24 protein-coding genes are annotated in these 23,067 nt (G+C 72.5%); 15 read left to right on the top strand and 9 right to left on the bottom strand.

The annotated features are described in order from the left end of the window. Nucleotides 1-20 precede the first annotated feature (20 nt). Nucleotides 21-806 carry a winged helix-turn-helix transcriptional regulator gene (locus tag JT362_RS11575; RefSeq protein ID WP_260191125.1) on the top strand — a complete coding sequence of 262 codons (786 nt, stop codon included), beginning with the start codon at nt 21-23 and terminating at the stop codon, nt 804-806. Nucleotides 807-819: 13 nt separating this feature from the next. Here the strand turns inward: JT362_RS11575 and JT362_RS11570 are convergent, their stop codons facing one another. The 6 genes from JT362_RS11570 to JT362_RS11545 form a co-directional block, all read right to left on the bottom strand. Further along, the gene (locus JT362_RS11570) at nt 820-1,977 is read right to left on the bottom strand and encodes a VWA domain-containing protein (protein ID WP_260191124.1); all 1,158 of its coding nucleotides are present in this window, start codon (nt 1,975-1,977) and stop codon (nt 820-822) included. Then, nucleotides 1,974-4,139: a DUF5682 family protein gene (locus tag JT362_RS11565; RefSeq protein ID WP_260191123.1), complete on the bottom strand. Its 2,166-nt coding sequence runs from the start codon at nt 4,137-4,139 to the stop codon at nt 1,974-1,976. The genes JT362_RS11570 and JT362_RS11565 overlap by 4 nt, the downstream gene beginning before the upstream one ends. After that, nucleotides 4,136-5,212 (bottom strand): ATP-binding protein, encoded by a 1,077-nt coding sequence (locus tag JT362_RS11560; RefSeq protein WP_260191122.1) that lies wholly within the window; start codon nt 5,210-5,212, stop codon nt 4,136-4,138. The genes JT362_RS11565 and JT362_RS11560 overlap by 4 nt, the downstream gene beginning before the upstream one ends. Nucleotides 5,213-5,214: 2 nt before the next feature. Beyond that, nucleotides 5,215-6,591, bottom strand: coding sequence for a DUF5691 domain-containing protein (locus tag JT362_RS11555; protein WP_260191121.1), 1,377 nt, complete (start codon nt 6,589-6,591; stop codon nt 5,215-5,217). Between the two features lie 211 nt (nt 6,592-6,802). Next, complete coding sequence (locus tag JT362_RS11550; protein ID WP_260191120.1) at nt 6,803-8,095, bottom strand: SWIM zinc finger family protein; 1,293 nt, start codon at nt 8,093-8,095, stop codon at nt 6,803-6,805. 22 nt (nt 8,096-8,117) lie between these two features. Then, nucleotides 8,118-8,741, bottom strand: coding sequence for a hypothetical protein (locus JT362_RS11545; protein ID WP_260191119.1), 624 nt, complete (start codon nt 8,739-8,741; stop codon nt 8,118-8,120). Between the two features lie 114 nt (nt 8,742-8,855). On the opposite strand from JT362_RS11545, the gene JT362_RS11540 reads away from it, so the two are divergent. The 14 genes from JT362_RS11540 to JT362_RS11475 all read left to right on the top strand — a co-directional run bounded on the left by JT362_RS11540 (nt 8,856) and on the right by JT362_RS11475 (nt 21,189). Then, nucleotides 8,856-9,839: a DNA polymerase domain-containing protein gene (locus tag JT362_RS11540; protein WP_260191118.1), complete on the top strand. Its 984-nt coding sequence runs from the start codon at nt 8,856-8,858 to the stop codon at nt 9,837-9,839. Between the two features lie 204 nt (nt 9,840-10,043). Further along, the gene (locus JT362_RS11535) at nt 10,044-10,529 is read left to right on the top strand and encodes a DUF6423 family protein (RefSeq protein WP_260191117.1); all 486 of its coding nucleotides are present in this window, start codon (nt 10,044-10,046) and stop codon (nt 10,527-10,529) included. Next, nucleotides 10,526-11,824, top strand: a complete 1,299-nt coding sequence (locus tag JT362_RS11530; RefSeq protein ID WP_260191116.1) for an FAD-dependent monooxygenase — start codon at nt 10,526-10,528, stop codon at nt 11,822-11,824. The genes JT362_RS11535 and JT362_RS11530 overlap by 4 nt, the downstream gene beginning before the upstream one ends. After that, nucleotides 11,817-12,266, top strand: a complete 450-nt coding sequence (locus JT362_RS11525; RefSeq protein WP_260191115.1) for a DUF6187 family protein — start codon at nt 11,817-11,819, stop codon at nt 12,264-12,266. Before JT362_RS11530 ends, JT362_RS11525 begins: the two co-directional genes overlap by 8 nt. Continuing rightward, complete coding sequence (locus JT362_RS11520) at nt 12,241-12,786, top strand: carboxymuconolactone decarboxylase family protein (protein ID WP_260191114.1); 546 nt, start codon at nt 12,241-12,243, stop codon at nt 12,784-12,786. The genes JT362_RS11525 and JT362_RS11520 overlap by 26 nt, the downstream gene beginning before the upstream one ends. A 118-nt stretch (nt 12,787-12,904) precedes the next feature. Continuing rightward, entirely contained in the window at nt 12,905-13,465 is a 561-nt protein-coding gene (locus JT362_RS11515; protein ID WP_260191113.1) for a hypothetical protein, read from the top strand. 4 nt (nt 13,466-13,469) lie between these two features. Next, on the top strand, nt 13,470-14,108 hold the full coding sequence (locus JT362_RS11510; RefSeq protein ID WP_260191112.1) for a DUF6239 family natural product biosynthesis protein: 639 nt from the start codon (nt 13,470-13,472) through the stop codon (nt 14,106-14,108). A 342-nt stretch (nt 14,109-14,450) separates the two neighbouring features. After that, nucleotides 14,451-15,797 carry a sensor histidine kinase gene (locus JT362_RS11505; RefSeq protein WP_260191111.1) on the top strand — a complete coding sequence of 449 codons (1,347 nt, stop codon included), beginning with the start codon at nt 14,451-14,453 and terminating at the stop codon, nt 15,795-15,797. After that, entirely contained in the window at nt 15,794-16,234 is a 441-nt protein-coding gene (locus JT362_RS11500) for a roadblock/LC7 domain-containing protein (RefSeq protein ID WP_260191110.1), read from the top strand. Before JT362_RS11505 ends, JT362_RS11500 begins: the two co-directional genes overlap by 4 nt. A gap of 20 nt (nt 16,235-16,254) precedes the next feature. Further along, a complete protein-coding gene (locus tag JT362_RS11495; RefSeq protein WP_375546483.1) occupies nt 16,255-16,641 on the top strand; it encodes a DUF742 domain-containing protein in 387 nt (128 codons plus the stop codon). Beyond that, nucleotides 16,616-17,212: a GTP-binding protein gene (locus JT362_RS11490; protein ID WP_260191109.1), complete on the top strand. Its 597-nt coding sequence runs from the start codon at nt 16,616-16,618 to the stop codon at nt 17,210-17,212. The genes JT362_RS11495 and JT362_RS11490 overlap by 26 nt, the downstream gene beginning before the upstream one ends. Nucleotides 17,213-17,266: 54 nt before the next feature. Continuing rightward, nucleotides 17,267-18,511 carry a styrene monooxygenase/indole monooxygenase family protein gene (locus tag JT362_RS11485; protein ID WP_260191108.1) on the top strand — a complete coding sequence of 415 codons (1,245 nt, stop codon included), beginning with the start codon at nt 17,267-17,269 and terminating at the stop codon, nt 18,509-18,511. A gap of 302 nt (nt 18,512-18,813) precedes the next feature. Beyond that, the gene (locus JT362_RS11480; protein ID WP_260191107.1) at nt 18,814-19,980 is read left to right on the top strand and encodes a metallophosphoesterase; all 1,167 of its coding nucleotides are present in this window, start codon (nt 18,814-18,816) and stop codon (nt 19,978-19,980) included. Nucleotides 19,981-20,049: 69 nt separating this feature from the next. Then, complete coding sequence (locus JT362_RS11475) at nt 20,050-21,189, top strand: glycosyltransferase (protein WP_260191106.1); 1,140 nt, start codon at nt 20,050-20,052, stop codon at nt 21,187-21,189. Here the strand turns inward: JT362_RS11475 and JT362_RS11470 are convergent. Genes JT362_RS11470 through JT362_RS11460 form a run of 3 tightly spaced genes read right to left on the bottom strand, consistent with a single transcriptional unit; the run spans nt 21,186 to nt 22,974 of the window. Beyond that, a complete protein-coding gene (locus tag JT362_RS11470; protein ID WP_260191105.1) occupies nt 21,186-21,689 on the bottom strand; it encodes a hypothetical protein in 504 nt (167 codons plus the stop codon). The two genes, JT362_RS11475 and JT362_RS11470, sit on opposite strands and share 4 nt — an antisense overlap. Continuing rightward, complete coding sequence (locus JT362_RS11465) at nt 21,686-22,249, bottom strand: DUF3558 family protein (RefSeq protein WP_260191104.1); 564 nt, start codon at nt 22,247-22,249, stop codon at nt 21,686-21,688. The genes JT362_RS11470 and JT362_RS11465 overlap by 4 nt, the downstream gene beginning before the upstream one ends. Then, a complete protein-coding gene (locus tag JT362_RS11460; RefSeq protein ID WP_260191103.1) occupies nt 22,246-22,974 on the bottom strand; it encodes a hypothetical protein in 729 nt (242 codons plus the stop codon). The genes JT362_RS11465 and JT362_RS11460 overlap by 4 nt, the downstream gene beginning before the upstream one ends. Between the last annotated feature and the right edge of the window lie 93 nt (nt 22,975-23,067).

The raw sequence follows: 23,067 nt of genomic DNA, 5'->3' as shown, positions 1-23,067 counted from the left end.
AGTCCGGGTGGAAGGTGGTCATGGATCGGGACGTAGTCACGATCTCCGGCGACGAGTTCCAGCTCACCACGAATGGGTCCGACCCCTCCCGGCTCGACTCGGTCGTGTCCGAGCTGCAGAGCATGGCCCGAACGACCTACGGCCAGTACTGCGGGCTGTCGCGCGCCAGCGAGATGATCGGTGAGCGCTGGGGCCTGCTGATCCTTCGCGACCTGCTGGTCGATCCGAAGTCGGCGGCCGAACTGCACAGCGGCCTGCCCCGCATCCCGTCCAGGCTGCTCGCCATGCGACTCAAGGAGCTGGACTACAGCGGTGTCATCCGTCCGGCCGAGTCCACCGACCCGAACGGGGGACAGCGCTACGAGCTGACGGCGTACGGCCGGGTACTCGAGGACGTGCTGCTGGCGCTCGGCAGGTGGGGCGCGGCCACCCTGGCCATGCCTCGCCCGGAGGACGTCGTCACCGAGGACTCGATGATGGTGGCGCTGCAGGCGACGTTCCAGGAGCACGTCGCGCTCGACGTCCAGCTGAGCTTCGAGCTCCGGGTGGCCGAGGTGGTCATCCACGGCGAGGTGGACCGCGGTCGCCTGGTCGTGGGTCGTGGGCCGCTGCCCGGTGCCGACGTGGTGATCAACCCGGGTCCGCTGTTCCGGGACCTGTTGACCCGCGAGGTCTCCGCCGCGGCCGCACTCGCCAGCGACCAGACGTCGATCACCGGCGACCCGGCGGTGTTCGAGCGGTTCGTCGACCTCTTCGCGTTGCCCGCCCTGCCCGCGCCGGTGCCGGCACACGCCGTGACCCGCTGAACACGGGTGGTCCTCAGCCGTCCACCGTGGGCGCGGCGAGCTGGATGTCGTTGTTGTTGGCCCAGGTGGTGAGGTCGTCGCGCTGGATGGCGGCGGCGATGAGGTCGGGGAACCGGTCTGGCGTGCAGGCGAAGGTCGGGACGCCCAGCGCGGCGAGGGCGGCGGCGTTGTCGTGGTCGAAGGCCGGCGCGCCGTCGTCGGAGAGGGCGAGTAGGCAGACGACCTGGGCGCCACCGGCGACGATGGCCTGGGCGCGGCGCAGCATCTCGTCCTCGTCGCCGCCCTCGTACAGGTCGGAGATGAGCACGACGATCGTGTCGCGCGGGTTCTCGATCTTCGTCTGGCAGTAGGCGAGGGCGGCGTTGATGTCGGTGCCGCCGCCGAGCTGGACGCCGAACAGCAGCTCCACCGGGTCGGACACGGCTTCGGTCAGGTCGGCGACGGCGGTGTCGAACGCGATCACCTGGGTGCGCAGCGACCGCACCGACGCCAGCACCGCGCCGAACACGCTCGCGTACACCACCGACGACGCCATCGAGCCGCTCTGGTCCAGGCACAGCACGATCTCCCGGCTCACCTGCGGCAGCCGCCTGCCGTAGCCGACCAGCCGCTCGGGGATCACCGTGCGGTGCTCTGGCTGGTAGTGCCGCAGGTTCGCCAGGATCGTGCGGTGCCAGTCGATGTCGCCGGCACGTGGGCGGCTGGTGCGCCCGGCCCGGTGCAGGGCGCCGCTGACCGCCTGGCGGGTGGGCTGGGCCAGGCGCTGCTCCAGCTCGTCGACGACCTTGCGCACGACGGCCCGCGCGGTCTCGCGGGAGCGCTCCGGGATGGCCTGGTTGAGGCTGATCAGCGTGCCCACCAGGTGCACGTCGGGCTGCACCGACTCGAGCAGCTCCGGTTCGAGCAGCAGCCGCCGCAGGCCCAGCCGGTCCATCGCGTCGCGCTGCATCACCTGGACCACCGACGCGGGGAAGTACCCTCGGATGTCGCCGAGCCAGCGCGCCACCCTCGGCGACGAGCCGCCGAGGCCGCCCTTGCGGTCCTGGTCGCCGTACAGCGCGTCCAACGCCTTGTCCCGCTTCTCGTCCACTCCGGACAGGTCGATGCCGGTGCCCTCCGCGTCCTCGCCGCCGAGGATCAGCCGCCAGCGCCGTAGCCGGTCGTCGTTCATCGTGGGCTCCCGAGGATGTCGAGGACGCGGGGGAGGACCCGCGCCGCCCGCTCGTGGTCCAGCTCCTCGTCCACTTCGGAACGAGCGGCGGCACCCCGGCTGAGACGGTCGCCGATGATCCGCCGCTCGGCCGGCGCGAACGCGGAGAACGTCCTGCGCAGCAACGGAAGCAGCCGGTCGAACACCCCGGCGTCCACCTCGGACGCCCACCGGTCGACGACCGCAAGAAGCTCCGGCTCGTGGATCAGCAGCGCCGCCTCCCCGGACAGGAACCCGTCCAGCCAGGCCGCGGCGGCCACCGCGTCGGCCGCCGGGGACAGGCGCAGCGACAGGCGCCGCCCCGCCTCGTCCACGTCGATCAGGGCGGCGTCCAGCAGCAGCCGGGTGGCGCGCCCGGACACCAGCCCGTGCACGCCCGGCTGCTCGGCCACCGCCCGCAGCGCTCGCTGCCACTCCGCGCGCAGCTCCGGCTGGTCCAGCAACGCCACCCCGCGCTGCACCCCGTCGACCAGCTCCCGCACCTCGGCGGCCGCGTCGTCGTCCAGCGCCGCGCACGCCGCCGGCAACCCGACCGCCACCCGCGTCACCACCCCGGCGAGCACCCGCTGCACCAGCTCGGTGTCGGCCCCCCGGACATCGCCGTAGCGGCGCACCCTGGCCATCGGCTCCACCGCCGCCATCAGCCGGGTGGTGTCGTGCTGGCGCGCGGCCCGCTCCGCCAGCGCGTCGAGCACCGAGGTCAACGCGGCCGGCAGGTCGGCGGTCAGCGTGGTCTCCACCAGCGACGCCAGCACGCCGACGTCCGCCTCGGCGGCCCGGTGGGCCACCACCGACGCCGCGGCCGCCGGGATCGTGGTGCCGTGCACGCTCGCCTCGATCAGCGCCACCTCCAGCTCAGGGCGCCACTCCAGCACCCACGACTCGCGGAACGTGCCGCGGGTGCGGCCGGTGTCCGCGGGCCGCCCCCACGGCACGTCCAGCAGCAGCAGCCGGTGCAGCAGCGTCGACCGCCCCCGGCCCGTCTCGGCGCGCAGGTCGAGGTCGAGGGTCTGCTCGGCCGCGCTCTGCCGCATCCGCAACCGCTTGCGGGTGGCGGCCAGGTCGCGGGCGAGCGGCACCATCGGCGTGTCCGGCGGCACTCGGCCGAGCACGTCGCCGACCAGCAGCCGGCGCGCGACCAGCCCCATCGGCACCGGCGATCCCCCGGACAACACCGCCTGCGCCGACTCCATCACCTCGGTCAGCCCGGGCAGCGGACGGTCGCGCAGGCCCGCGAGCGCGTGCGCGAGCCGCACCGCCTCGATCACCGACGCCGAGGACACGTCGTGCTGCTCGTCGCGCAGCAGCCGGGCCACCCGCACCAGCCAGCGCGGGATGACCTCGTCCGGCGCGGTGAACAGGTGGTGGTACCAGCCGGGGGAGGAGATGCCGGCGCCGTAGCCGCTGGTCCGCGCCAGCCGCCCGGACGTCCACGGCACCCAGGTCGCGGTGACCTTCGTCGTGCGCAGCCCCTTCAGCAGCGCGGTGTCCTCGGCGATCGTGGGGAACGTGTGCGGTTCCAGCACGGGCGCGTGCCAGGCCCCGCACACGACCGCCACCGGCCCGGTCGCGGTCCGCAACGCCTTGCGCATGACCCGGCGCATCGCGGCCTCCCGGCGACGGGTGACGATGTCGGTGTCCTGCCCCTCGCGCAGCGTGCGCATGGCCTCCGCCACCGCGGCGAACACGTCGGTGCCGTGGTAGCGCAGCTCGATCGCGTCCTCCCACCAGCGCTCCGGGTCGTCGTAGCCGGCGGCCTCGGCGAGCGTGGCGATCGGGTCGAACCGGTCGCGGTCCTCCTCGTCGAGCGCGAACGCGTTCGTGGCCGGCAGGTCGAGGAACCGCACGTCCCGGCCGCGTTCCAGCGCCCAGCGCAGCGCCACCCATTCGGGGGAGAACACCGCCATCGGGTAGAACGCCGCCGTCGCCGGGTCGTCCACCGCGTACACCAGCCCGGCGACCGGCGGGCGCATGCCGGCCTCGGCGGCCAGCGGCGCCACCGCGTCCAGCTCGGGCGGCCCCTCGATCAGCACGAGAGCCGGGTCCAGCTCGTCGAGCGCGCCGGCGACCGCCCGCGCCGACCCCGGCCCGTGGTGCCGGATCCCCAGAACGTGAACGGTCACAGGAACTCTCGGCAGGCGCGGTAGAGGTCGGTCCACGGCCTGCGTTCCCGCACCACGGCCTCCAGGTACTCCTGCCACACCAGCCGGTCGGCGACCGGGTCCTTCACCACCGCCCCGTACAGGCCGGCGGCGATGTCGGCGGCCCGCACCACGCCGTCGCCGAAGTGCGCGGCGAGGGCGATCCCGCTGGTCATCACCGAGATCGCCTCCGCGGTGGACAGGGTGCCCGACGGCGACTTGATCTTCGTGCGGCCGTCGGCGGTGACCCCGTCGCGCAGCTCGCGGAACACCGTGACCACCCGCCTGATCTCGTCCACAACCTCCAGCTCCGCCGGCAGCCGCAGCGCCTCGCCGAGCTGGCCGACCCGCAGCCGCACGATCTCCACCTCCGACTCGACGTCGTCGGGCAGCGGCAGCACCACGACGTTGAACCGGCGCTTGAGCGCCGCGGACAGGTCGTTGACGCCCCGGTCGCGGTCGTTGGCGGTGGCGATCACGTTGAACCCGGTGAGCGCCTGCACCTCGTCGTCGAGTTCGGGGATCGGCAGCGTCTTCTCGCTCAGCACGGTGATCAGCGCGTCCTGCACGTCCGACGGGATGCGGGTCAGCTCCTCGACCCGCGCGATCCCGCCGGAGGCCATGGCCCGGAACACCGGCGACGCGACCAGCGCGTTCCGCGACGGGCCCTCGGACAGCAGCCGGGCGTAGTTCCAGCCGTACCGGATGGACTCCTCGGCGGTGCCGGAGGTGCCCTGCACGAGTTGGGTCGAGTCACCGGAGATCGCGGCGGCGAGGTGCTCGGACAGCCAGGTCTTCGCGGTGCCGGGGACGCCGAGCAGCAGCAGTGCCCGGTCGGTGGCCAGCGTGGCGACCGCGACCTCGACCAGCCGGCGCGACCCGAGGTACTTCGGGGTGATCGGCGTGCCGTCCGGTGCCTCCCCGCCCAGGACGTAGGTGACGACGGCCCAGGGGGACAGCCGCCAGTTCGGCGGGCGCGGCCGGTCGTCGGCCTTCGCGAGGGCGGCCAGCTCCTCGGCGTGCTCGTCCTCGGCATGGGCGCGTAGCACTGCCATGGTCAGAACTCCTGCTCGATCGTGCTGCGAATGGTCAGGGCGTGGGCGAGGCCGCGCAGGGTGCGGCGGCGGGCGCGTTTGTCGATCGGGGTGGCCTCGATCCAGTCCTCGACGGCCGGGAGCGCGCTGTGGTGCAGGTGCTCGGCGAGCGCGCCGAACGCGAGGGTGAGCGCGCCCTCGGTCCGCGCCTTCCGCAGCCGCCCCACGACGTCGCGGGAGAACTTCGCGGGCCACGGGCCGGGACAGGCGGCGAGCAGACCGGCGAACCGGGCATCCACAGTGGACTCCACAGCCACGATCGCGGTCGCCTTCTCCGGCGGGAGCGCGCCGAGCAGCTCGGGCGTCGGCCGCACCCGCGCCAGGGCGGCCAGCCAGTCCTCGTTCCGCTGCCGCAGCGCGGCCCTGGTCCAGCCGACGAGCAGGGCCGAGCCGGCCGAGGCGAGGTCGGTCGGGACGTCGCCGAGCGGGGCCGCGCCGAGCAGCTGGATCAGCCAGGACTCCCGGCGGCCGTGCCCGTGCTCGCGCTGGTCGGAGATCCCGTCCCGGCGGGCGGCGGCGTCCAGTTCGTCCGGCGGCGTCAGGTCCCGGACCCGCTCGGCCATCCGCGCGGCCCGCCGGGAGTGCGGCAGCCGGTCCAGCAACGCCGCCGCGGCCGCCCGTACCGTCGCCGCCCGGTCGTCCAGACTGGACTCCAGGAACGGCTCGTCCGCGTCGGACAGCCCGACCGCGAGCGCGTCCACCAATCCGGCGCGGGTGGCCGCCTGCTCGGTGTCCCAGGTGTCCTCGACCAGCCGGCGCCCGGCGGCGGGGTCGGCGCGCCGCACGGCGATCAGGATCGACAGCCGCTCGGTGCGGGTGCCGGTGGCGAACCGGGCGGCGGCGTCGGCGGTGTCCACCGGCGCGGCCCACGCCCAGCGCGGGTTGTGCCGGGCGAGCCAGGCGCCCCGGGGCCCGGTGACGGTCCGCACGTCCTCGCGGAGCGCGGTGGTGGTCGTGGCGAGCCGCAGCAGCTCGACGAGCAGGTGCGCGGGCGGCCGGCGGTCCGCACCCGCGCAGGTGCGCAACCAGTGCGCGACGAGCAGCTCGTTCCCGCCGTCGACCCGGATGTCGCGGCTCAGCAACAGCTCCAGCACCTGCGCCGCCGCGTCCGAGCACACCGGCCGCTCGTCCACTCCGGACGGTTCGGGCAGCGGTTCGCGCCACCGCGACGGTGTCCACCCGGCCCGCCGGTACGCCCCGAGCACGGCCGCCGCCGCGAGCACGGTCTCCTCCGGCCCGTCGGCGTCCACCTCGGCCAGCCCGCCGAGCACGTCCGCCGGCACGTTCCGCCGCCCGGTCCCGACGACGGCCGTACTGAGCAGCCTTTCCCACTGAGTCATGGTTCGCTGCGCTCCTCCGCTACCCGCCGGCTTCCCTCCTGCGCTGCTCGCCGTTCGTTCCTCGCGGCTGCGCTGCTCGTCAGTCCAGCCGGCGGACGCTCCGTCGCTACGCTCACGGTGGTCATGGTTCGCTGCGCTGCTCGCCGTTCGTTCCTCGCGGCTGCGCTGCTCGTCAGTCCAGCCGGCGGACGCTCCGTCGCTACGCTCACGGTCACAGCGACACCAGCCGCCCGTCCACGGCCACGCTGCACGGGTACAGCCGCCGGTCGATCCACTCGCCGAACACGTCGACCGGGTGGCCGCCGGACAGCGCGAGCAGCGACCACACGTCGGCCTCCGCCGCGAGCCGCAGCGCCGTGCCGTCCCGGTCCACGAGCACGTCACCGTCGTCGCCGGGCACCACCGTGACCGCGCCGAGGGACATCGGGATCCGGCTCAGCCACGGGTTCCCGGCCTGCCAGGTCGCCGCCAGGTCCAGCGCGCGCTCGATCGTGTCCGTCACCGGCAACCCGTCACCGGTGCCGGTCGACGGCTCCCCGGCCAGCAGCACCCGCCGCGGCGGCGACCCCGGGTACAGCGCCAGCTCCCCGTCGAGCACCGAGCCAAGCACGTGCGGCACCCGCAGCGCGTTGCCGGCCGCCGCGAAGTCCAGCAGCACCACCGTCTCGCCGGACTCCTCGCCGTACAGCCACGTCCGCTGGGACAGCAGCCGCTCGTCCTCGTCCTGGCGCAGGCCAAGCACCCACCACCGGTCCCGCAGCCGCTCCCCGGCCAGCACCTCCTCCGACCGGCGCGACCAGCCGAGTACCGCGCGCAGGTCGCCCATCGTCGCCGCCGGCAGCGTCGCGCGGCCACGCCACGCCCGCACCGCCAGATACCACCGCCCCAGCTGCGTGAGCAGGTACGGCGCCCAGTCGTCCCGCGCGTGCACGGCGGCGCCCATCGACCGCACCCGCTCCGCGAGCCCCGGCAGCTGCGCGTCGACCAGCCGCGCCGCCGCGGTCTCCCAGTACCGCGCCGGCTGCGCCCGCACCCCCGCGAGACCCTGCCGGACCAGGTCGAACAGCCACCGCTCGAACTCGTCGAGCCCGGCCGACATCAGACTCTCCCGCTCGGCGACCCGCCGCGCCCGCGCCTCCGGATCCGGCTCGCCGCTCGGCTCGCGCCGGGTCTGCCGCCCCCGCGCCCAGTCGGCCGCGAAGTCCGCCGTGGTGTCCAGGTCGGCGACGGCGCCGCCGCCCGCCGCCCACAGCAGGAGCAACGCGAGCCCGTGCTTGCAGGGGAACTTCCGGCTCGGACACGTGCACCGGAACGCCGGCTCGTTCAGGTCGACGGTGACCTGGTAGGGCTCCCGCGCGCTGCCCTGGCACTTCCCCCAAACGAGTGATTCGGTACTGCCCAGGTCCGACCACGTCCCCGGGCGGGCGAGCGCGCGGGCCGCGCGCGCGGACCCGGCGTCCGGCGCGAGCCCGAGCACCCGGGCCACCGTCCACCGCGCGCCCACGCACCACTCCTCCCGAACCGGCTCACCGCACGCCAACCCTAGCCGCCGGCACCGACAGAACCCCGGGACGCGCCCGCCCGACCACGTACAGCGCGACCCCGACCGCGACCCCGCCGGCGACTATCAGCGCGGTGCCCTGCGTCCCGATGCCGACCGTGCCGGCGAGGAACAGCAGCGCCGGCCACCAGTCGACCCGCCCGCGCGCCGCCAGCCACAGGACCAGCACCGACAGCCCGGCCAGGCTCAGTGCCGGCACCAGCCCGTAGAAGAACGCGTCGAACCCGGGCAGGTCGTGGTACCGGTCGGAGATCGCCGACATCTCCGCCCGGCTCCCGGCCTCGAACCCGACCAGCAAATCGATCACCATCTGTCCGAGCACCGCCACCAGCCCCACCGCGCCGACCGCGCCCGTGACGTGCACCCCCACCCGCTCGCCGGCCGACCTGGCCGCGTCCCTCGCCCACACCCACACGGTCAACAGGACCGCGCCGAGCGCCAGGTAACCCACGACGTACGCGACGTGCGCCGCGGTCCACAGCGGCAGCGCGACGTCCCAGTCCAGATCGTCGTTGGGCGCCCACCCGAACTTCATCCCCAGCACACCCAGTATCAGCGCCACCGGCGCGACCACGAAAGCCTTGTTCATGCCAGGAACCCTGTCCCGCCGCGGACCGTTCCACATCGGGGAATGTCCACCGTCGCACCCCTAGGGGCCACGGCCGCGGTTGACCGGCGCGACCGGACAGGGTGAGCTACCCGCATGGCGGCCAAGAGCACCGAGTCGCGGGACGGGGTCCCGCTCACCAACCTCGACCAGGAGCTGTTCGACGGCGCGGGCGCGACCAAGCGCGACCTGGTCGACTACCTGGACGCGGTACGCGAGCGCATCCTGCCGGTCCTGCGCGACCGGCCGCTGTCGGTGATGCGCGTCCGCCCCGGCCAGCCCGCCTTCATGCAGAAGAACACCCCGAAGTACACCCCGGACTGGATCCGCACGCTCGACCTGTGGGCCGAGGCGTCCCGCCGGAACATCTCCTACGCCCTGTGCGACGACCGCCGCACGCTGATCTGGTTCGCCAACCAGCGCGCCGTCGAGTACCACGTGACGCTGTTCCAGGCCGCCTCGATGCCGCACCCCACCCACCTCGTGCTTGACCTCGACCCACCGGAGTCCGAGCTCCCGGCCGGCTTCCGCGCCGCGGTCGACGCGGCCAAGCTCGTCAACCAGGCCCTGGCCGACCTCGGCCTGCGCGGCGCGCTCAAGACCAGCGGGGCGAAGGGCGTGCACGTCATCGTCCCGGTGACCACGACGACGAACCCGGACGACGCCGCCGCCGCGACCCGCGCGATCGCGGCGCGGGCCGCGCGGCTCGACCCGGCGATCGCGACGACCGCGTACATCAAGACCGACCGGGAGAACAAGGTCTTCGTCGACTCCACCCGCGCCCACGGCGCCACCGTGATCGCCGCGTACAGCCCGCGCCTGCGTCCCGGCACGCCGGTCTCCTTCCCGGTCGCCTGGGCGGACGCCGACGACGTGCACCCGAACGACTTCACGCTGAAGAACGCCGCCGCTCTGCTGGGCGACCGGGACCCGTGGGCCGAGGCGCTGCCGGAGCCCCAGGAACTTCCGGCCGACCTGGTCGCCGAGGGCCACGAGATCCCGGTGGCCAGGGTGGCGGCCATGCACGAGGGCAAGCGCCGCAAGCGCGCGGCGGAGCGGGCCGCGGCAGAGAACGACTGAGGAAAGGGCGAACTCCGCAATCTCGAATAGGCCGGATGGTCCATTCGGACAATAAACTGGAGTATTGTTCGGGCTCTTCGAACATGCCACGCTGATTCGAGAAATCCACCGAGTCGCTCACCGCTCTCCGGGAGGTAGTCAGTGTCCTCGCTCGAGGTTCCAGGGTTGGACGTCGCGGGTCGGGTGCGCGCCAGGGACATTCAAATGGCCGGAGTCGCGGATGTGCGGCGTCGGGTGTTGATGATCTCCGGTGCGATCGACGCGGTGGACTACGACGTGTCGGTCTCGATCAATCTCCCCGAGCCCGGGCGTTGGCAGATCATCAAGTCCGAGACCAACCTGACCGACCAGACCTGGGTCGCGATGCAGGTCACCACGGACGAGGACACCCATTTCGTCGACGACGGCGAGGCGATGGTGATGTCCCGCCAGTTCGCGAAGACGTTCCTGACTCCGGACATGCGCCGGCTGACGTTCTTCGACGGTGAGGTCCGCCCCGGCGAGGCGGTGCTCAAGGTGTTCGAGATCGAGAGCGACGGCCGCCGCCCCGCGTACGCGCACGCCCGGTACAGCCCGGTCTCCGCCGACAGTGCGGAGCGGTCAGAGGAACTGCTGCAGCGGATGGTCAGCGACGGGATGCCGGAGCGGCCGGTCATCGAGGTGATCGTGCCGGTGACGGTAATCGGGTGACCAGGTTCGTCCCCCACCCGCGCCTGCTCGACTCCCCCCGCCACCGGTACTGGCCGGCTTACCCCACCCCGGTCACCCGGAACCGCCAGGAACTTCCGCCGAACTCCGCCGAGGTGGTGATCGTCGGTGCGGGCCCGGCCGGGCTCGCGGTGGCCGCCGCCTTGTGGCACGTCGGCGTGCGCGATGTGGTGCTCGTGGACCGGGACGGACGTCCGGCCGGCCGGTTCCTGGAGCGGATCGACCTGCTCGACCAGCGGGTGCTGCGCTCGCCCTACGAGCACCATCCCGGGGTCGAGGGCTACCGGGACTGCGAGTTGCGGGACTTCGCGCGGATGCACTGGGGACTGCTGACCCCGGTGGAGCGCAACGAGATCCGCATGTCGCAGGCCGGGCACCGGTCGGTGGTACCGGTCGACGTGTTCGCCGCCTACTGCCAGCACACCGCCGAGCTCCACGAGGTGCCGCACCGGTTGTGGCGTGGCGTGGTGCGTGCGCTCGACGTCACCGAGGACCGGGTGACCGTGCGCGGTGACGGGTTCGCGATCGAGGCCGGTCAGGTCGTGCTGTGTCAGGGCGAGGAGCGTCGTGCGGCGCCCGCCGAGTGGTGGAGTGGTGCGCGTCCGGCCGGGGTCGGCTACTGGGACGAGCCGGTGCCGGACGGTGTCGAGGCGCAGGTCGTCGTGGGTGCCGGGCTCACCGCCGCGCACCTGGTGCGCAACGCGCTTGCCGCGGGCGGGCGGGTGGCGTGGGTGCTGCGCGCGGAGTCCGAGCGCTACCAGTGCTCCGACGTGAACGCCTCCTTCTTCCGCGCCGAGGGCCGGGCCAGGTTCGACGGTCGGAGTGGGCCCGTGCCGTGGGCCGATCGGCTCGCGCTGATGGCCCGCGAGCGGCGGGCGTCGGTGATGTTCGAGTTCCGTCCGTCGTTCGAGGCCGCCGAGGGCGACGGCCGGCTGACCGTGCACCGAGGCGCCGGGGTGCGGTCGGTGTCCGGCGGGGGAGTCGAACTGGCCGGCGGCCGGCGCGTCGGCGGCGACCACGTGTCGCTCGCGCTGGGCACCGTCCCGTCGATCGGCACCGGGTTGTTGCCGGACGAGCTGGTCGGTGCGCGTGACGGCTGGCCGGACCTCGACGAGCGGACCCTGGCCTACCGGCGCGCGCCCGGGGTGTTCGCCGCCGGTGCCGCCGCGTGCATGGTGCTCGGTCCGGCGGCTCGCAACCTCGACGGCCACCGGGTGGCCACCGCCCGCGTCGCGCAGACCGTCGCGGCCCGGATCCGGCGGGTCGCGCATGTCTGAGTACGACACCGCGTTCTCCCTTCCGTCGGTGGACGACGACCCGGACACCGAACTCGGCGTACTGCTGATGGGCCTCGGTCCGGAGCGGCTGCTCGCCGGCCTCGGCGCGGCCGGTCCGGACGACGACCCGGCCACGGTGACGCTGCTGGTGGACCAGCTCCGCCACGGTGTGCGCGGCGAGCACGCCATGACCGAGGCACTCGCCACCGGCGGCGCCCGCTGGCGGCGTGCGCGGCGGGCACTGCTCGCCGCCGAGCCGGCGGCGCCGGTCCGGACCGCGGCGCTGCGCCGGCGGTGGGAGACCGCGCTCGCGACCGTGCGTGCCGCGGTTCGGCCGTCCGGGCGGGCCGAGCTGGTGTACCTGGCGGCGTGTTGGCAGCGCCGGGACGAGATCGACCGACTGACGGAGGACGACAGTGTCACACCTGGGCTCCCTTCCTGACGACGCCGTGCTGATGGACGTGTTCCGCGCCTACCCGGACACCTCCCGCCCGCTGCTCGACTACCACGAGCTGGTGATGCGCGGCCCGTCCCCGTTCACCGTGGCCGAACGCGAGTTGATCGCCGCCTACGTGTCCGGGGTCAACTCGTGCGGCTACTGCCACGGCGTGCACACCGCGACCGCCGAGGCATGCGGCATCCCGTCCGGCGCGGTGCCGGCCGCGGTCGTCGACCTCGACGCCGCGCCGGTCGACGAGCGCATGCGGCCGGTGCTGCGTTACGTCGGCAAGCTCACCCGCACGCCGGCCGAGGTCACCCGTGCCGATGCCGACGAGGTTCGTGCCGCCGGCTGGGACGACCGGGCGCTGCACGACGCGGTCATGGTGTGCGCGTTGTTCAACTTCATGAACCGGATGGTCGAGGGCCACGGCATCCACGCCGGCCCCGACTATTTCGCCACCTCCGGGGTGCGGCTCAAGGAGATCGGTTACGCCGGACTGACCGATCTGCTCGAACAATGACGTGAAACCACGAACCACCGCAATTCGGGAGATTCGTTCCTGACGTTCGAAACCCCACCATGGACAGACAGCCGTTCCACGTCGGCGCGCGAGCCGCCGACCGAGAGATTGGACCGGAATGAAGCGCTGGCTCGGCCAGGGTGGTTTGCTCAACACCCGCCATCACCGGATCGGACTATGGGTGTTCCTGATCGTCGTGTTGGGGCACTGGGCCGAGCATCTCGTTCAGGCCGCGCAGATCTACTGGCTCGGCTGGCCCCGGCCGGAGGCGGGCGGCGTGCTCGGGCTGGTGTTCCCCGTGCTGGTCACGTCCGAGTGGCTGCACTACGGGTACGCCGTGGTGATGCTGGTGGGTTTCGTGATCCTGCGACACGGGTTCACCGGCCGGTCCAGGACCTGGTGGAACCTGGCGCTGGGCATCCAGGTCTGGCACCACTTCGAGCACCTGCTGCTGCTGGTGCAGGCGATCACGGGGGCGCACCTGCTCGGTGAGCCGGTGCCGACGAGCGTCGCGCAACTGGTCTTCCCCCGGGTCGAGCTGCACCTGTTCTACAACGCGGTGGTGTTCGCGCCGATGGTGGTGGCGATGGTCTACCACCTGCGTCCCCGGCCGGCCGAGCGCGCGCTGATGACCTGCTCCTGCGCCCGACCCGTGCCGGCCACGACCGTTTCCGCCTGACCCCGTGGCTCCGGGTCTGCTGATCGCTCAGGGGCACGACCACGTGCTCACCGTGGGCATCAGCATCGGGCCGCTGGCGCTGCGGGTCGCGCTGCTCGTGGTGGTCCCGCTGGTCGCGGCGTTCACGGTGCTGCGCGGGTTCATCGGCCCCCCGGACCGGCGCACGGCGGCGGGCGTGGTGTGCGCGGCCGGCACCGCCGTGGTGCTGGAACTGCTGCTCGCCGGCGGTCTCGGGCTGCCACGCCAGGTGGTTCCGCTGTTGCTGCTCGGGCTCGCCGCGCCGCTGTACCTCGTGCTGTCCCGCGACCCCCGGTTCGCACCCGCCGTCCGCCTGTCGCGCCGGCTCGCGCCCTGGGTGTACTGGCCGGTCGCGGTCCTGGCGTCGAGCTGGTTCTGGCGCGGGTTCACCGCCGACGGCGACGGCGCCCTCCTGCTGCACACCGGAGCGATCCTCGCGCTGGTCGCGCTGGCCTGGTTCGTGGTCGCCGGACCGCGGTGGCGGCCGGCCGTCGCGGCGTTGCGGATCGGCGCCGGGGCCCTCGCGGTCGTGCTGCTTGCCGCCACCGCCCAGGCGACGGTGCTGCGCGAGGACGGCCCGGTACCCGGCGCCGTGCGTGGTGCGCCGAGCGGCGCGACACCCTGACGCACCCCTCCGGCCGGGCCCGGGGACCGGCCGTCCGGCCCAACCCGCACGCCCGGCCGGGCGCACACGTCGGATTGGTGCAACTTGCAATGAGCACGTAGAGTAACCACCCGTTGGTGTCATGGGGGCGCGTTCTCGCCTGTCAGTGCCAGTGCGCCGACCACAAGGGACACAACGGCCCTGATTACTGTGCGCACAGGATCTTGGACTGGACGTAGACACTCGTCCGGGGGTCTGGTTACATGTCCGCGTCGCCGTCCGCAGTCGGCCCCCGCACCCCGCTCATCACGAGATTCCCTTGGGACACCGAGACTTGGGACACCGAGAAACCGCTGGGACACAATGACCAACCGATCGTCCACCCGAGCCAGACAACTGCTGCAACGCTCCCGTGATCTGCTCGAGCGCTCCCGCGTCGCGGCCGTCCAGTTACTGGAGCCGCCGCGCACCCCGGTGCCCCGGGTGATCGAGGGCTCCCGGGAGGCGATGGTCCACCAGGAGCGTGAGGGTGCGGTCGTCGACATCTGCGCCAGCATCGCCTTGCGCGACCTGAACCTCGTCGACTCGCTGCTCGCCCTGCTGGAGCGGATGGAGGAGGGCGAGGCCGACCCCGAACGGCTCGCCGAGCTGTACAAGCTCGACCACCTCGCCGCCCGGCTGCGCCGCAACGCCGAGAACCTGCGCGTGCTCGCCGGCCGCGACGCCAGCGACGCGACGTCCGACGCCGCCTCGATCGTCGACGTGGTCCGGGCCGCGATGTCCTCGATCGACGGGTACTCGCGCGTCTCCATCGGCCGGGTGCTGTCCCTCGGCGTCGTCGGCATCGCCGCCGACGATCTCGGCCGGCTGCTCGCCGAGCTGCTGGACAACGCGGCCAAGCAGTCGCCACCGGACACGTCCGTGCGGGTCAGCGCGCACCTCACCGACTCGGGCAGCGTGCTGCTGCGCATCGAGGACGACGGCATCGGCATGCCGGCCGAGCGGGTCGAGGAGCTGAACGCCCGCCTGTCCGACGAGCCCACCCTCGACGACGACTCCGTGCGGCACATGGGTCTCGCGGTGGTCCGCCGGCTCGCCGCCCGGCACGACATGCGCGTGCGGCTCGACCGGCGTTCCCCGCACGGCACCACCGCCACCGTCCTGCTGCCGGCCGGGCTGATCTGCGACCTCCCGGACACCGCGTGGTCCGGCGCGCAGACCGTGGCCGTGCCCGCCGCCACCGAGGCGACCCGCGATCCGGTGCCACCGCCTCCGCGCCGCCCGTCGTCGCGGCCCCGGCACAGCGCGCAGAACGCCTCGTCCAACGCCTCGTCGAACGCCGCCGACAGCGACCTGCCGCGCCGCGGCACCCGCACCGTCACCAAGCCCCGCCCGCAGGACCCGACCGAGGGCGGCACGACCGCCAACGGCCTGCCCCGCCGGGTGTCGCGCAGCATCAAGAACCCCGGCGACGGCGCCGACGGCGGCAAGCCACCGCCGCCACCCGTGCCCCCGACGTCCCCGTCCGAACCGGACCTCGCCGGGCACGAGCAACTGCTCGCCGACCTCGACGCCTTCGCCGAGGGCGAGGCCGCCGCACGCGCGACCGGTCAGCCCGGCGAACCCGACCAGGCACCGGACGACACCCGGTGGCCCAAGGACCCGGACGAGCCGGGTCAGCAGACGCCGCCCGGGGGAACCACGCCGTGACCGCAGCGAACCACAAGCCGACCGCCGACATCACCTGGCTGCTCAACGACTTCGTCGACAAGGTGCACGGCGTCAGCCACGCGCTGATCACCTCATCGGACGGGTTCCCGCTGACCGCGTCCAAGGAGGTGCGCCCCGACGACGCCGAGCAGCTCGCCGCCATCGCCAGCGGCCTGCTCAGCCTCGCCGGCAGCAGCGCGGCGTTGTACGGCAAGGGAAACTGCGAGCAGATCATCATCCGGTTGACCCGCGGGTACTTCCTCTTCATGGGGATCGGCACCGGCGCGGGGCTGGCCGTGCTCACCGGGCCCGAGTGCGACATGCGGGTCGTGGCCTACGAGATGACGCAGTTCGTCACCAACGCGGGCCACGCGTTGACTCCCGAGCTACGCGCCGACCTGCGCCGGGTGCTGACCGCGCGCAGGCCGCAGGCATGACCGACTCCGCCAAGGACGTGATGACGGTGTCCCATGACGACAAGAGCGACGGTGCCCAGACCAAGATGCGGAGCAAGCGGGTGCGCCCGTACGCGCTCACCGGCGGCCGCACCAGGACCAGGCACCACCTGCTCGTCGAGACGCTGATCTCGGTGCCGGAGTTCGACCCGGTCCTGGCCGAGTCGCTGATGCCGGAGTCCAGGGCGCTCTACTCCCGGGCCTGCCAGCGCATGTCGATCGCCGAGCTGTCCGCGAACCTCGATCTGCCACTCGGGGTCATCCGGGTCCTGGTCAGTGACCTGGCCGGCCAGAACGCGGTCTTCATCCACCCGACCGCGTACGCCTACCAGAACAATCCGCAAGTGCTGGAGAGGATCCTCGATGGACTCAAGCAGCTCCCCGTCTGACCCGGGTCTGCTGACGATATCCGCGAAGATCGTCGTTGCCGGTGGGTTCGGGGTGGGCAAGACCACCCTGGTCAACTCGGTCTCCGAGGTGCGACCGCTGAACACCGACGCGTGGATGACCGAGGCGAGCGAGGGCGTGGACGACCTGCCGCCCGGCGGCGGCAAGTCGAAGACCACGGTCGCCATGGACTTCGGCCGGATCACCCTGCAGCCGGACCTGTTGCTGTACCTGTTCGGCACGCCGGGTCAGGCCAGGTTCTGGTTCCTGTGGGACGACCTGTCCCGCGGCGCGCTCGGCGCCGTCGTGCTGGTCGACACGAACCGGATCGACCAGTCGTTCGCCGCGGTGAACTACTTCGAGAACGACTCGGTGCTGCCGTTCATCGTGGCGGTCAACCGGTTCGAGGGGAAGCCGGAGCACGACCTCGCGGAGGTCCGGGAAGCGTTGGCGCTCAACGAGGACGTCCCGCTGATCGAGTGCGACGCACGCAGCCGGGCCTCGGCCATCGACGTGCTGCAGGGGGTCGTGACACACTCCCTGTCGCTGGCCAAGGTCTCCGCGCCGGGCTAGCGCATTCCCGTTCCCTCCCCGCCGTCCCCACGCTTCCCCGGAGGAAACCAGACCATGCGAAAGGTGCTGATCGTCGGTGCGGGCCAGTCCGGTCTGCAACTCGGCCTGACCCTGCTCGAGCACGGGTACGAGGTGACGGTCATGTCGGCCAGGACCCCCGAGGAGATCCGCGACGGCCGGGTCATGTCGACCCAGGGCATGTTCCATCCCGCGCTGCAGCACGAGCGCGACCACGGCCTGAACCTGTGGGAGGAGGAGACGATCCCGTTCGAGGGGCTCGGCGTCTCCATCGCCGCGCCGGACGGGTCCAGGATGCTCGACTGGGTGGCGAAGACGGACAACTACGGGATGTCGGTCGACCAGCGGGTGAAGATGGCCGGCTGGCTGGAGCTGTTCGAGGAGCGCGGCGGCCAGCTGGTGATCCACGGCGTGACGACCGCCGACCTGGACAAGCTCGCCGGCATGTACGACCTGACGGTGATCGCGGCCGGCAAGGGCGAGCTGGTGCAGCTGTTCGACCGCGACCCGGAGAAGTCCCCGTACACCGCGCCGCAGCGCGCGCTGTCGCTGGCCTACTGCCACGGCGTCGAGTACCGCCCCGAGCACCCGGACTTCAAGGCGGTGCGCTTCAACATCGTGCCGGGGGTCGGCGAGCTGTTCATGATCCCGGGCTACACGACCTCCGGGAACTGCGACATCCTGTTCTTCGAGGGCATCCCCGGCGGGCCGTTGGACGCGTTCGCCGACCGCCCGTCACCCGACGAGACCCTGCGCCGGATCCTCGAGCTGATGCGCACCTACGTGCCGTGGGAGTACGAACGCTCGCGCAACGCCGAACTGACCGACCAGGGCGGCGCGCTGGTCGGCGGCTACACGCCGGTGGTCCGGCGCCCGGTCGGCGAGCTGCCGTCTGGCACGACGGTGCTCGGCATGGCCGACGTCGTCGTGGCCAACGACCCGATCACCGGCCAGGGCTCGAACAACGCGAGCCACTGCGCCGCGCTGTACCTGGAGGCGATCCTCGCGCACGGCGAGCGGCCGTTCGACCGCGCGTGGATGGAGGCGACGTTCGCCAAGTACTGGGAGTACGCCCAGCACGTGACCCAGTGGACCAACGCCATGCTCCAGCCGCCGCCCCCGCACGTGCTGGAGATCATCGGCGCCGCCGGCCAGATTCCCGCGGTGGCGCGGCGTTTCGCCAACGGCTTCTCCGACCCGACGGACTTCCAACACTGGTTCATGTCGCCGGACAAGGCCGCCGAGTACCTGCGCAGCGTCGCCACCCCGGCCGGCGCCTGAACCGAGTGCGCCCGGAGCGTGGACGGACACACTCCGGGCGCGTCTCCCGGCAGGCGGCAGGCGTGCCACTGGAGGTGCACGTCCGGTTGCCGGGCGAGATCCTGGTTATCACTCGGCCAGGTGAACCCACCATTTCACCCGACCGAATCGATTCGCAAGAGCACCACCGGGTGATTCTGCCGACCACGTGATAACCGGTGTCGATCACTGCTCGCGGGTCGCTCGAGTCGGCGTCGGGAGTAGGCGCGATGTCGCCCACGGGATGATGTTGACCCGCTCCCGGTCGGGCACGATTGCCTGCGATGCCCTTCTATCACGTACCCCTGTCGGTCGTCCTCACCCTGCTGCACTGGTTCGTCTGGCGGCGGGTGGTGCGGCCGAGCATGGCGCCCGGCCCCCGCCGGCGCGCCGTCGCGGTGCTGCTCGTCGTCGGGGACGCGTTCATGGTCGCCACCCTGCTGGCGACCACGCGGCTGCCGCGCGAGTGGTCCGCCCTGTACTCCTGGCCGGGGTACATCTGGTTCGGGTTGTTCTTCTACTTCATCATCGTCGTGCTGGTCGCGGAGCTCCCTCGGTTCGCGCTGCGGTGGTGGGTGCGCAAGGACCCGCGCCCGGCGGACGCGAACGGGCCGGGCATCTCGCGGCGGACGTTCGTGGCCCGTTCGGTCGGGGCGGTCGCCGGGGTCACGGCGCTCGGCGCGGTCGGCTACGGGATGCCGGTCGCGCTCGGCGACCCGGAGATCAAGAACGTGCGCATCCGGTTGCCCCGGCTAGACCCGAGGGCCTCCGGCTGCCGGATCGCGCTGATCAGCGACCTGCACCTGGGGGCGCTGCTCGGCCGCTCGTTCACCGAGCGGGTGGTGGAGCTGGTCAACTCGACCAGGCCGGACCTGGTGGCCGTCGCGGGCGACCTGGTGGACGGCCGGGTCGAGCACCTGGCCGAGGCCGCCGAGCCGCTGCGGGACCTGCGCAGCACCCACGGCAGCTTCTTCGTCACCGGCAACCACGAGTACTACTACCAGTACGAGCAGTGGGTCGACCACGTCCGCACGCTCGGCATCACCACGCTGCTCAACGAGCACACGACGATCGAGCACAACGGCGGGCGGTTCGAGCTGGGCGGGCTGATCGACCCGAACTCGACGGTCGAGGGCATCGAGCCCGGCCCGGACCTGCCGAAGACCCTCGACGGCTGGGACCGGGAGCGGGCGTTCGTGCTGTTGTCCCACCAGCCGGCCCCGATCGACGAGGTGGCGGCCGAGGGCGTGGACCTGCAGCTGTCCGGCCACACCCACGGCGGTCAGCTGGCGCCGTTCAACCTGCTGGTCAAGGCACTCGAGGGCTCGATCGCCGGCCTGTCCCGGCACGGCGACACGCAGCTCTACATCACCCGCGGCGCCGGGTTCTGGGGCCCGCCGGTGCGGGTCGGCGCGCCACCGGACATCACCGTCGTCGAGATCGTGTCCTGACCCGTTCGCCCGTAACGGCGCGGTGGAGCGCGCCGACCCTCCATCGGGACCGATCCGAGCGGAGCGAACATGGCGGGCTTGTCCTATCTCGTGTGCGGCGCGCCCGTTCGCGGGCACGTCACCCCGTTGTTCGAGGTCGCCGAGCACCTGGTCGGCCGGGGCGACCGGGTTCGGTTCCTCACCGGCGCGCGGTACCGCGAGCGCGTCGAGGCCACCGGCGCGACGTTCCTTCCGCTGCCCAGGGAGGCCGACTACGACGACGCCGACATCGACGCGTCGTTCCCCGGCCGGGTCGGGCTGACCGGTGCCGCCGGTCTCCGCTACGACCTGGCCACGATCTTCGTCGCTCCCGCCGGCGCGCAACTCGCCGCGCTCGACGCCGCGCTCGCCGACGAGCCGGTGGACGCGGTCCTCGCGGAGACCCTGTTCACCGGGGCCGCCGCGCTGCTCAGCCGCCCGGACCGGCCGCGGCTGGTCAACCTCGGCGTCGTCGGCCTGGGCGTCGGCGGTCGCGAGATCCTGCTCCCACGCAACCGTCTCCGCGCGGCGCTCACCCGTCGTGCCGTACAGCGCGTAGCCGAGCGGGTCTTCTTCGAGGCGACCGGCCGCCCGCCGGTGTGCGAGGTACTGGACTGGCCAACGCGCGCGGACGCGGTGGTGCGGTTCACCGTGCCGGCACTCGACGATACGCGCGCGGTGCACGTCGGCCCGGTAGGCCGGGAGCCGGTCCCGAACGTCCCGCTGCCCACCTGGTGGTCCGATGTGGACAGTGGCTGCCCGGTGGTGCACGTCGCCCCCGGCGCGCTGGCCGCGGCCGCCGTCGAGGGACTGGCGGATTCCGGGATGCTCGTCGTGGTCACCGGAACCGCGCCGCCCGCGCCACCCCCGAACGTCCGAACGGCGCCCGTCCTCCCGTACGACAAGCTCCTTCCTCGCACGAGCGCCATGGTCACCGCCGCCGACTGGGACGGAGCGCACCGCGCGTTGGAGCACGGCGCGCCGCTGGTGGTGCCGGCCCACACCGGCATCGGTGCCGCCGTCGCGCGGTCCGGTGCCGGTATCGCCCTGCGCGGCACCCGCCCCGCCGCGGTGGCCGGCGCGGTACGCACAGTCCTGTCCGATCCCCGGTACCGCACGGCGAGCGAGGCCGTGGGAACGCAGCTGACCTCGGCCCCCGGCGTCGCCGCCCTGGCGACGTTGCTCGCCTAGATCTTCGGCGGCGGAATCTTCACCATCTTCCGCATCCAGCCACTCGTGTAGAGGCTGGCCCAGAGGTAGGTGAACCGAGGAACGAAGCACGCGAGCCCGAGCAGGGTCACGAACACCGGGAGGGTGACGAGCGGACTCCGGGTGAAGTCGGAGACCACCAGACGCGTACCGGTCAGCAGTACGACCGGCTCGTCGCAGGTGATGGTGGCGGGCCCGGTGAAGTCCGGTGTCAGCGGACGGTCGATCCCGTGCGGCCACGGGTCCTCGGCGGGACGGCCCCGCGGCGTCACCGTGCAGGTGGTCGACGTGTACCCCAGTTCCTGGAGACTTGTCAGCTCAACCGTCTCGCCTGCCGGCCAGGTCGCCTCCTGTCCCGGCCCCGCCGGCTGCCCGCCGGAGACCGCCAGCGCGCCGCCCCCCAGCATGAGCGCCGACAGCGCTCCACCGACGATCGTCATACCCCAGGCCGTCCGGCGCAGCGGCTTGCGCGTTCTGGTCACGCCGACTCCCGAAGCGTTGCCACGGCCGTCTCGGAGATCTCGGTCGCCTTCCGGCAGCCGGGCTCCTCCAACGTCACCACCAACACCACCATCCGCTCCGCGACGCCCGTCATGAGCCGACACAGCCCGCCGGTGTCCAGGATCGCGGGGTACCGCTCCACCTCGGTCGGCCCCCAACTCTCGCACGACTCCGGCGCGTACTCGCCACGACACATCTCGACGAGGTCCGCCAGGCCGCGGTCGAGCATGAGCTTCACCTGCACCGTGGTGATCCGGTCACCCGGCGGGTGCAGCAGACACTCGAACGTGCCGAACCGCTCCTTGCGTTCGGCGTCCGGCAGCCCGAGCTCGATGCGCCGCTCCTCGCTGAGCAGCGCACACGGATCGTTGGCGAACCGCCCTGGCTCCAACGGATCGGCGATCGTGGGAGCCTCGTAGTCGGCGGGCAGACCGGTCTGGGTCGGCAGGGCCTCGGGTCGCGCCTGCCCGGCCTCCGAGTCCGCACACCCGGCGAGCACCAGCAGGACCACCGCCACGCCGCTGATCACCGCGGCTCTCATCGCCCGCGTCGCTTTGCGATGCCCTGGAACACGTCCTGGGCGTCGTCATCTTCGTCGTGTTCTCGCTGCCGCCGTTCAACGGCCGCCTGCACCTGGCCGAGTTCGTCCGCGAGCGTGCCGAGGTCGAATTCCCTGGCCTTCTCCAGGCTTTCGGAGACGACCTCCGCATAGGCCGAGTTGCCCCAGTCGCCGACCCAGGGCTTGACGATCTCCGCCTGCGGGTCTATCCCGGTGACGAGCTCGATCGGGCTGCCGAACAACGCCATCGGGCTACCCGCCTCCCACCAGCCCGGCGTGGCGTCCAGCTTCTGGGTGTAGTCCGTTGGGTCGATCAGGTGCCGCTGCGGTTCGACCACGTCGCCGAACCGGGCGGTGTCCTCCGGCGGCTCGATCGGCACGTAGTCGGTGTGCTCGCGGGCGTCGGACAGCTCGGCCGGCGGGTAGGTGTCGTCGAGCCGTGCGGCGACGTTTTGATCAGTGCGCTCGTAGTATGCGGCGGCCTCGGTGACCGCGGTGGACGTCGACGCGAGCGCCATGTCGGCGACCTCGCCGAACCAGGTATCGAGGGTCCGCACCACTGTGTCGTGGCTGGCGGTGATGCGGTTGATCAATCCCTCGCCGTCGATTTCGGACACTTCGTCGGCCAGGTACTTGCGACCGGCTTGGGAGTCGTCCTTGGCCCGGTCGAGCAGGCTGGCGAGCTCGCGCAGAGCCGCCGGTTGCACATTGAATCCACTCATGTTGTATCTCCCCAGTGGCAGAAAGTCACCCCATTCTATGGGCCTTGGCATGGCGATATACGGGATGAATTGATGGGC

The sequence above is a fragment of the Actinophytocola gossypii genome (assembly GCF_025165815.1).
Taxonomy (GTDB): domain Bacteria; phylum Actinomycetota; class Actinomycetes; order Mycobacteriales; family Pseudonocardiaceae; genus Actinophytocola; species Actinophytocola gossypii.
This window is presented reverse-complemented; position numbering and strand designations above follow the sequence as displayed.

Excerpts from the sequence above, each read along its gene's own strand:
- JT362_RS11525 (WP_260191115.1), top strand. The coding sequence starts at position 11,817 with ATGTCTGAGTACGACACCGCGTTCTCCCTTCCGTCGGTGGACGACGAC.
- JT362_RS11535 (WP_260191117.1), top strand. The coding sequence starts at position 10,044 with ATGGCCGGAGTCGCGGATGTGCGGCGTCGGGTGTTGATGATCTCCGGT.
- JT362_RS11545 (WP_260191119.1), bottom strand. The coding sequence starts at position 8,741 with ATGAACAAGGCTTTCGTGGTCGCGCCGGTGGCGCTGATACTGGGTGTG.
- JT362_RS11515 (WP_260191113.1), top strand. The coding sequence starts at position 12,905 with ATGAAGCGCTGGCTCGGCCAGGGTGGTTTGCTCAACACCCGCCATCAC.
- JT362_RS11465 (WP_260191104.1), bottom strand. The coding sequence starts at position 22,249 with ATGAGAGCCGCGGTGATCAGCGGCGTGGCGGTGGTCCTGCTGGTGCTC.
- JT362_RS11540 (WP_260191118.1), top strand. The coding sequence starts at position 8,856 with ATGGCGGCCAAGAGCACCGAGTCGCGGGACGGGGTCCCGCTCACCAAC.
- JT362_RS11485 (WP_260191108.1), top strand. The coding sequence starts at position 17,267 with ATGCGAAAGGTGCTGATCGTCGGTGCGGGCCAGTCCGGTCTGCAACTC.
- JT362_RS11505 (WP_260191111.1), top strand. The coding sequence starts at position 14,451 with ATGACCAACCGATCGTCCACCCGAGCCAGACAACTGCTGCAACGCTCC.
- JT362_RS11570 (WP_260191124.1), bottom strand. The coding sequence starts at position 1,977 with ATGAACGACGACCGGCTACGGCGCTGGCGGCTGATCCTCGGCGGCGAG.
- JT362_RS11555 (WP_260191121.1), bottom strand. The coding sequence starts at position 6,591 with ATGACTCAGTGGGAAAGGCTGCTCAGTACGGCCGTCGTCGGGACCGGG.
- JT362_RS11560 (WP_260191122.1), bottom strand. The coding sequence starts at position 5,212 with ATGGCAGTGCTACGCGCCCATGCCGAGGACGAGCACGCCGAGGAGCTG.
- JT362_RS11480 (WP_260191107.1), top strand. The coding sequence starts at position 18,814 with ATGCCCTTCTATCACGTACCCCTGTCGGTCGTCCTCACCCTGCTGCAC.
- JT362_RS11575 (WP_260191125.1), top strand. The coding sequence starts at position 21 with ATGGATCGGGACGTAGTCACGATCTCCGGCGACGAGTTCCAGCTCACC.
- JT362_RS11495 (WP_375546483.1), top strand. The coding sequence starts at position 16,255 with ATGACGGTGTCCCATGACGACAAGAGCGACGGTGCCCAGACCAAGATG.
- JT362_RS11490 (WP_260191109.1), top strand. The coding sequence starts at position 16,616 with ATGGACTCAAGCAGCTCCCCGTCTGACCCGGGTCTGCTGACGATATCC.
- JT362_RS11475 (WP_260191106.1), top strand. The coding sequence starts at position 20,050 with ATGGCGGGCTTGTCCTATCTCGTGTGCGGCGCGCCCGTTCGCGGGCAC.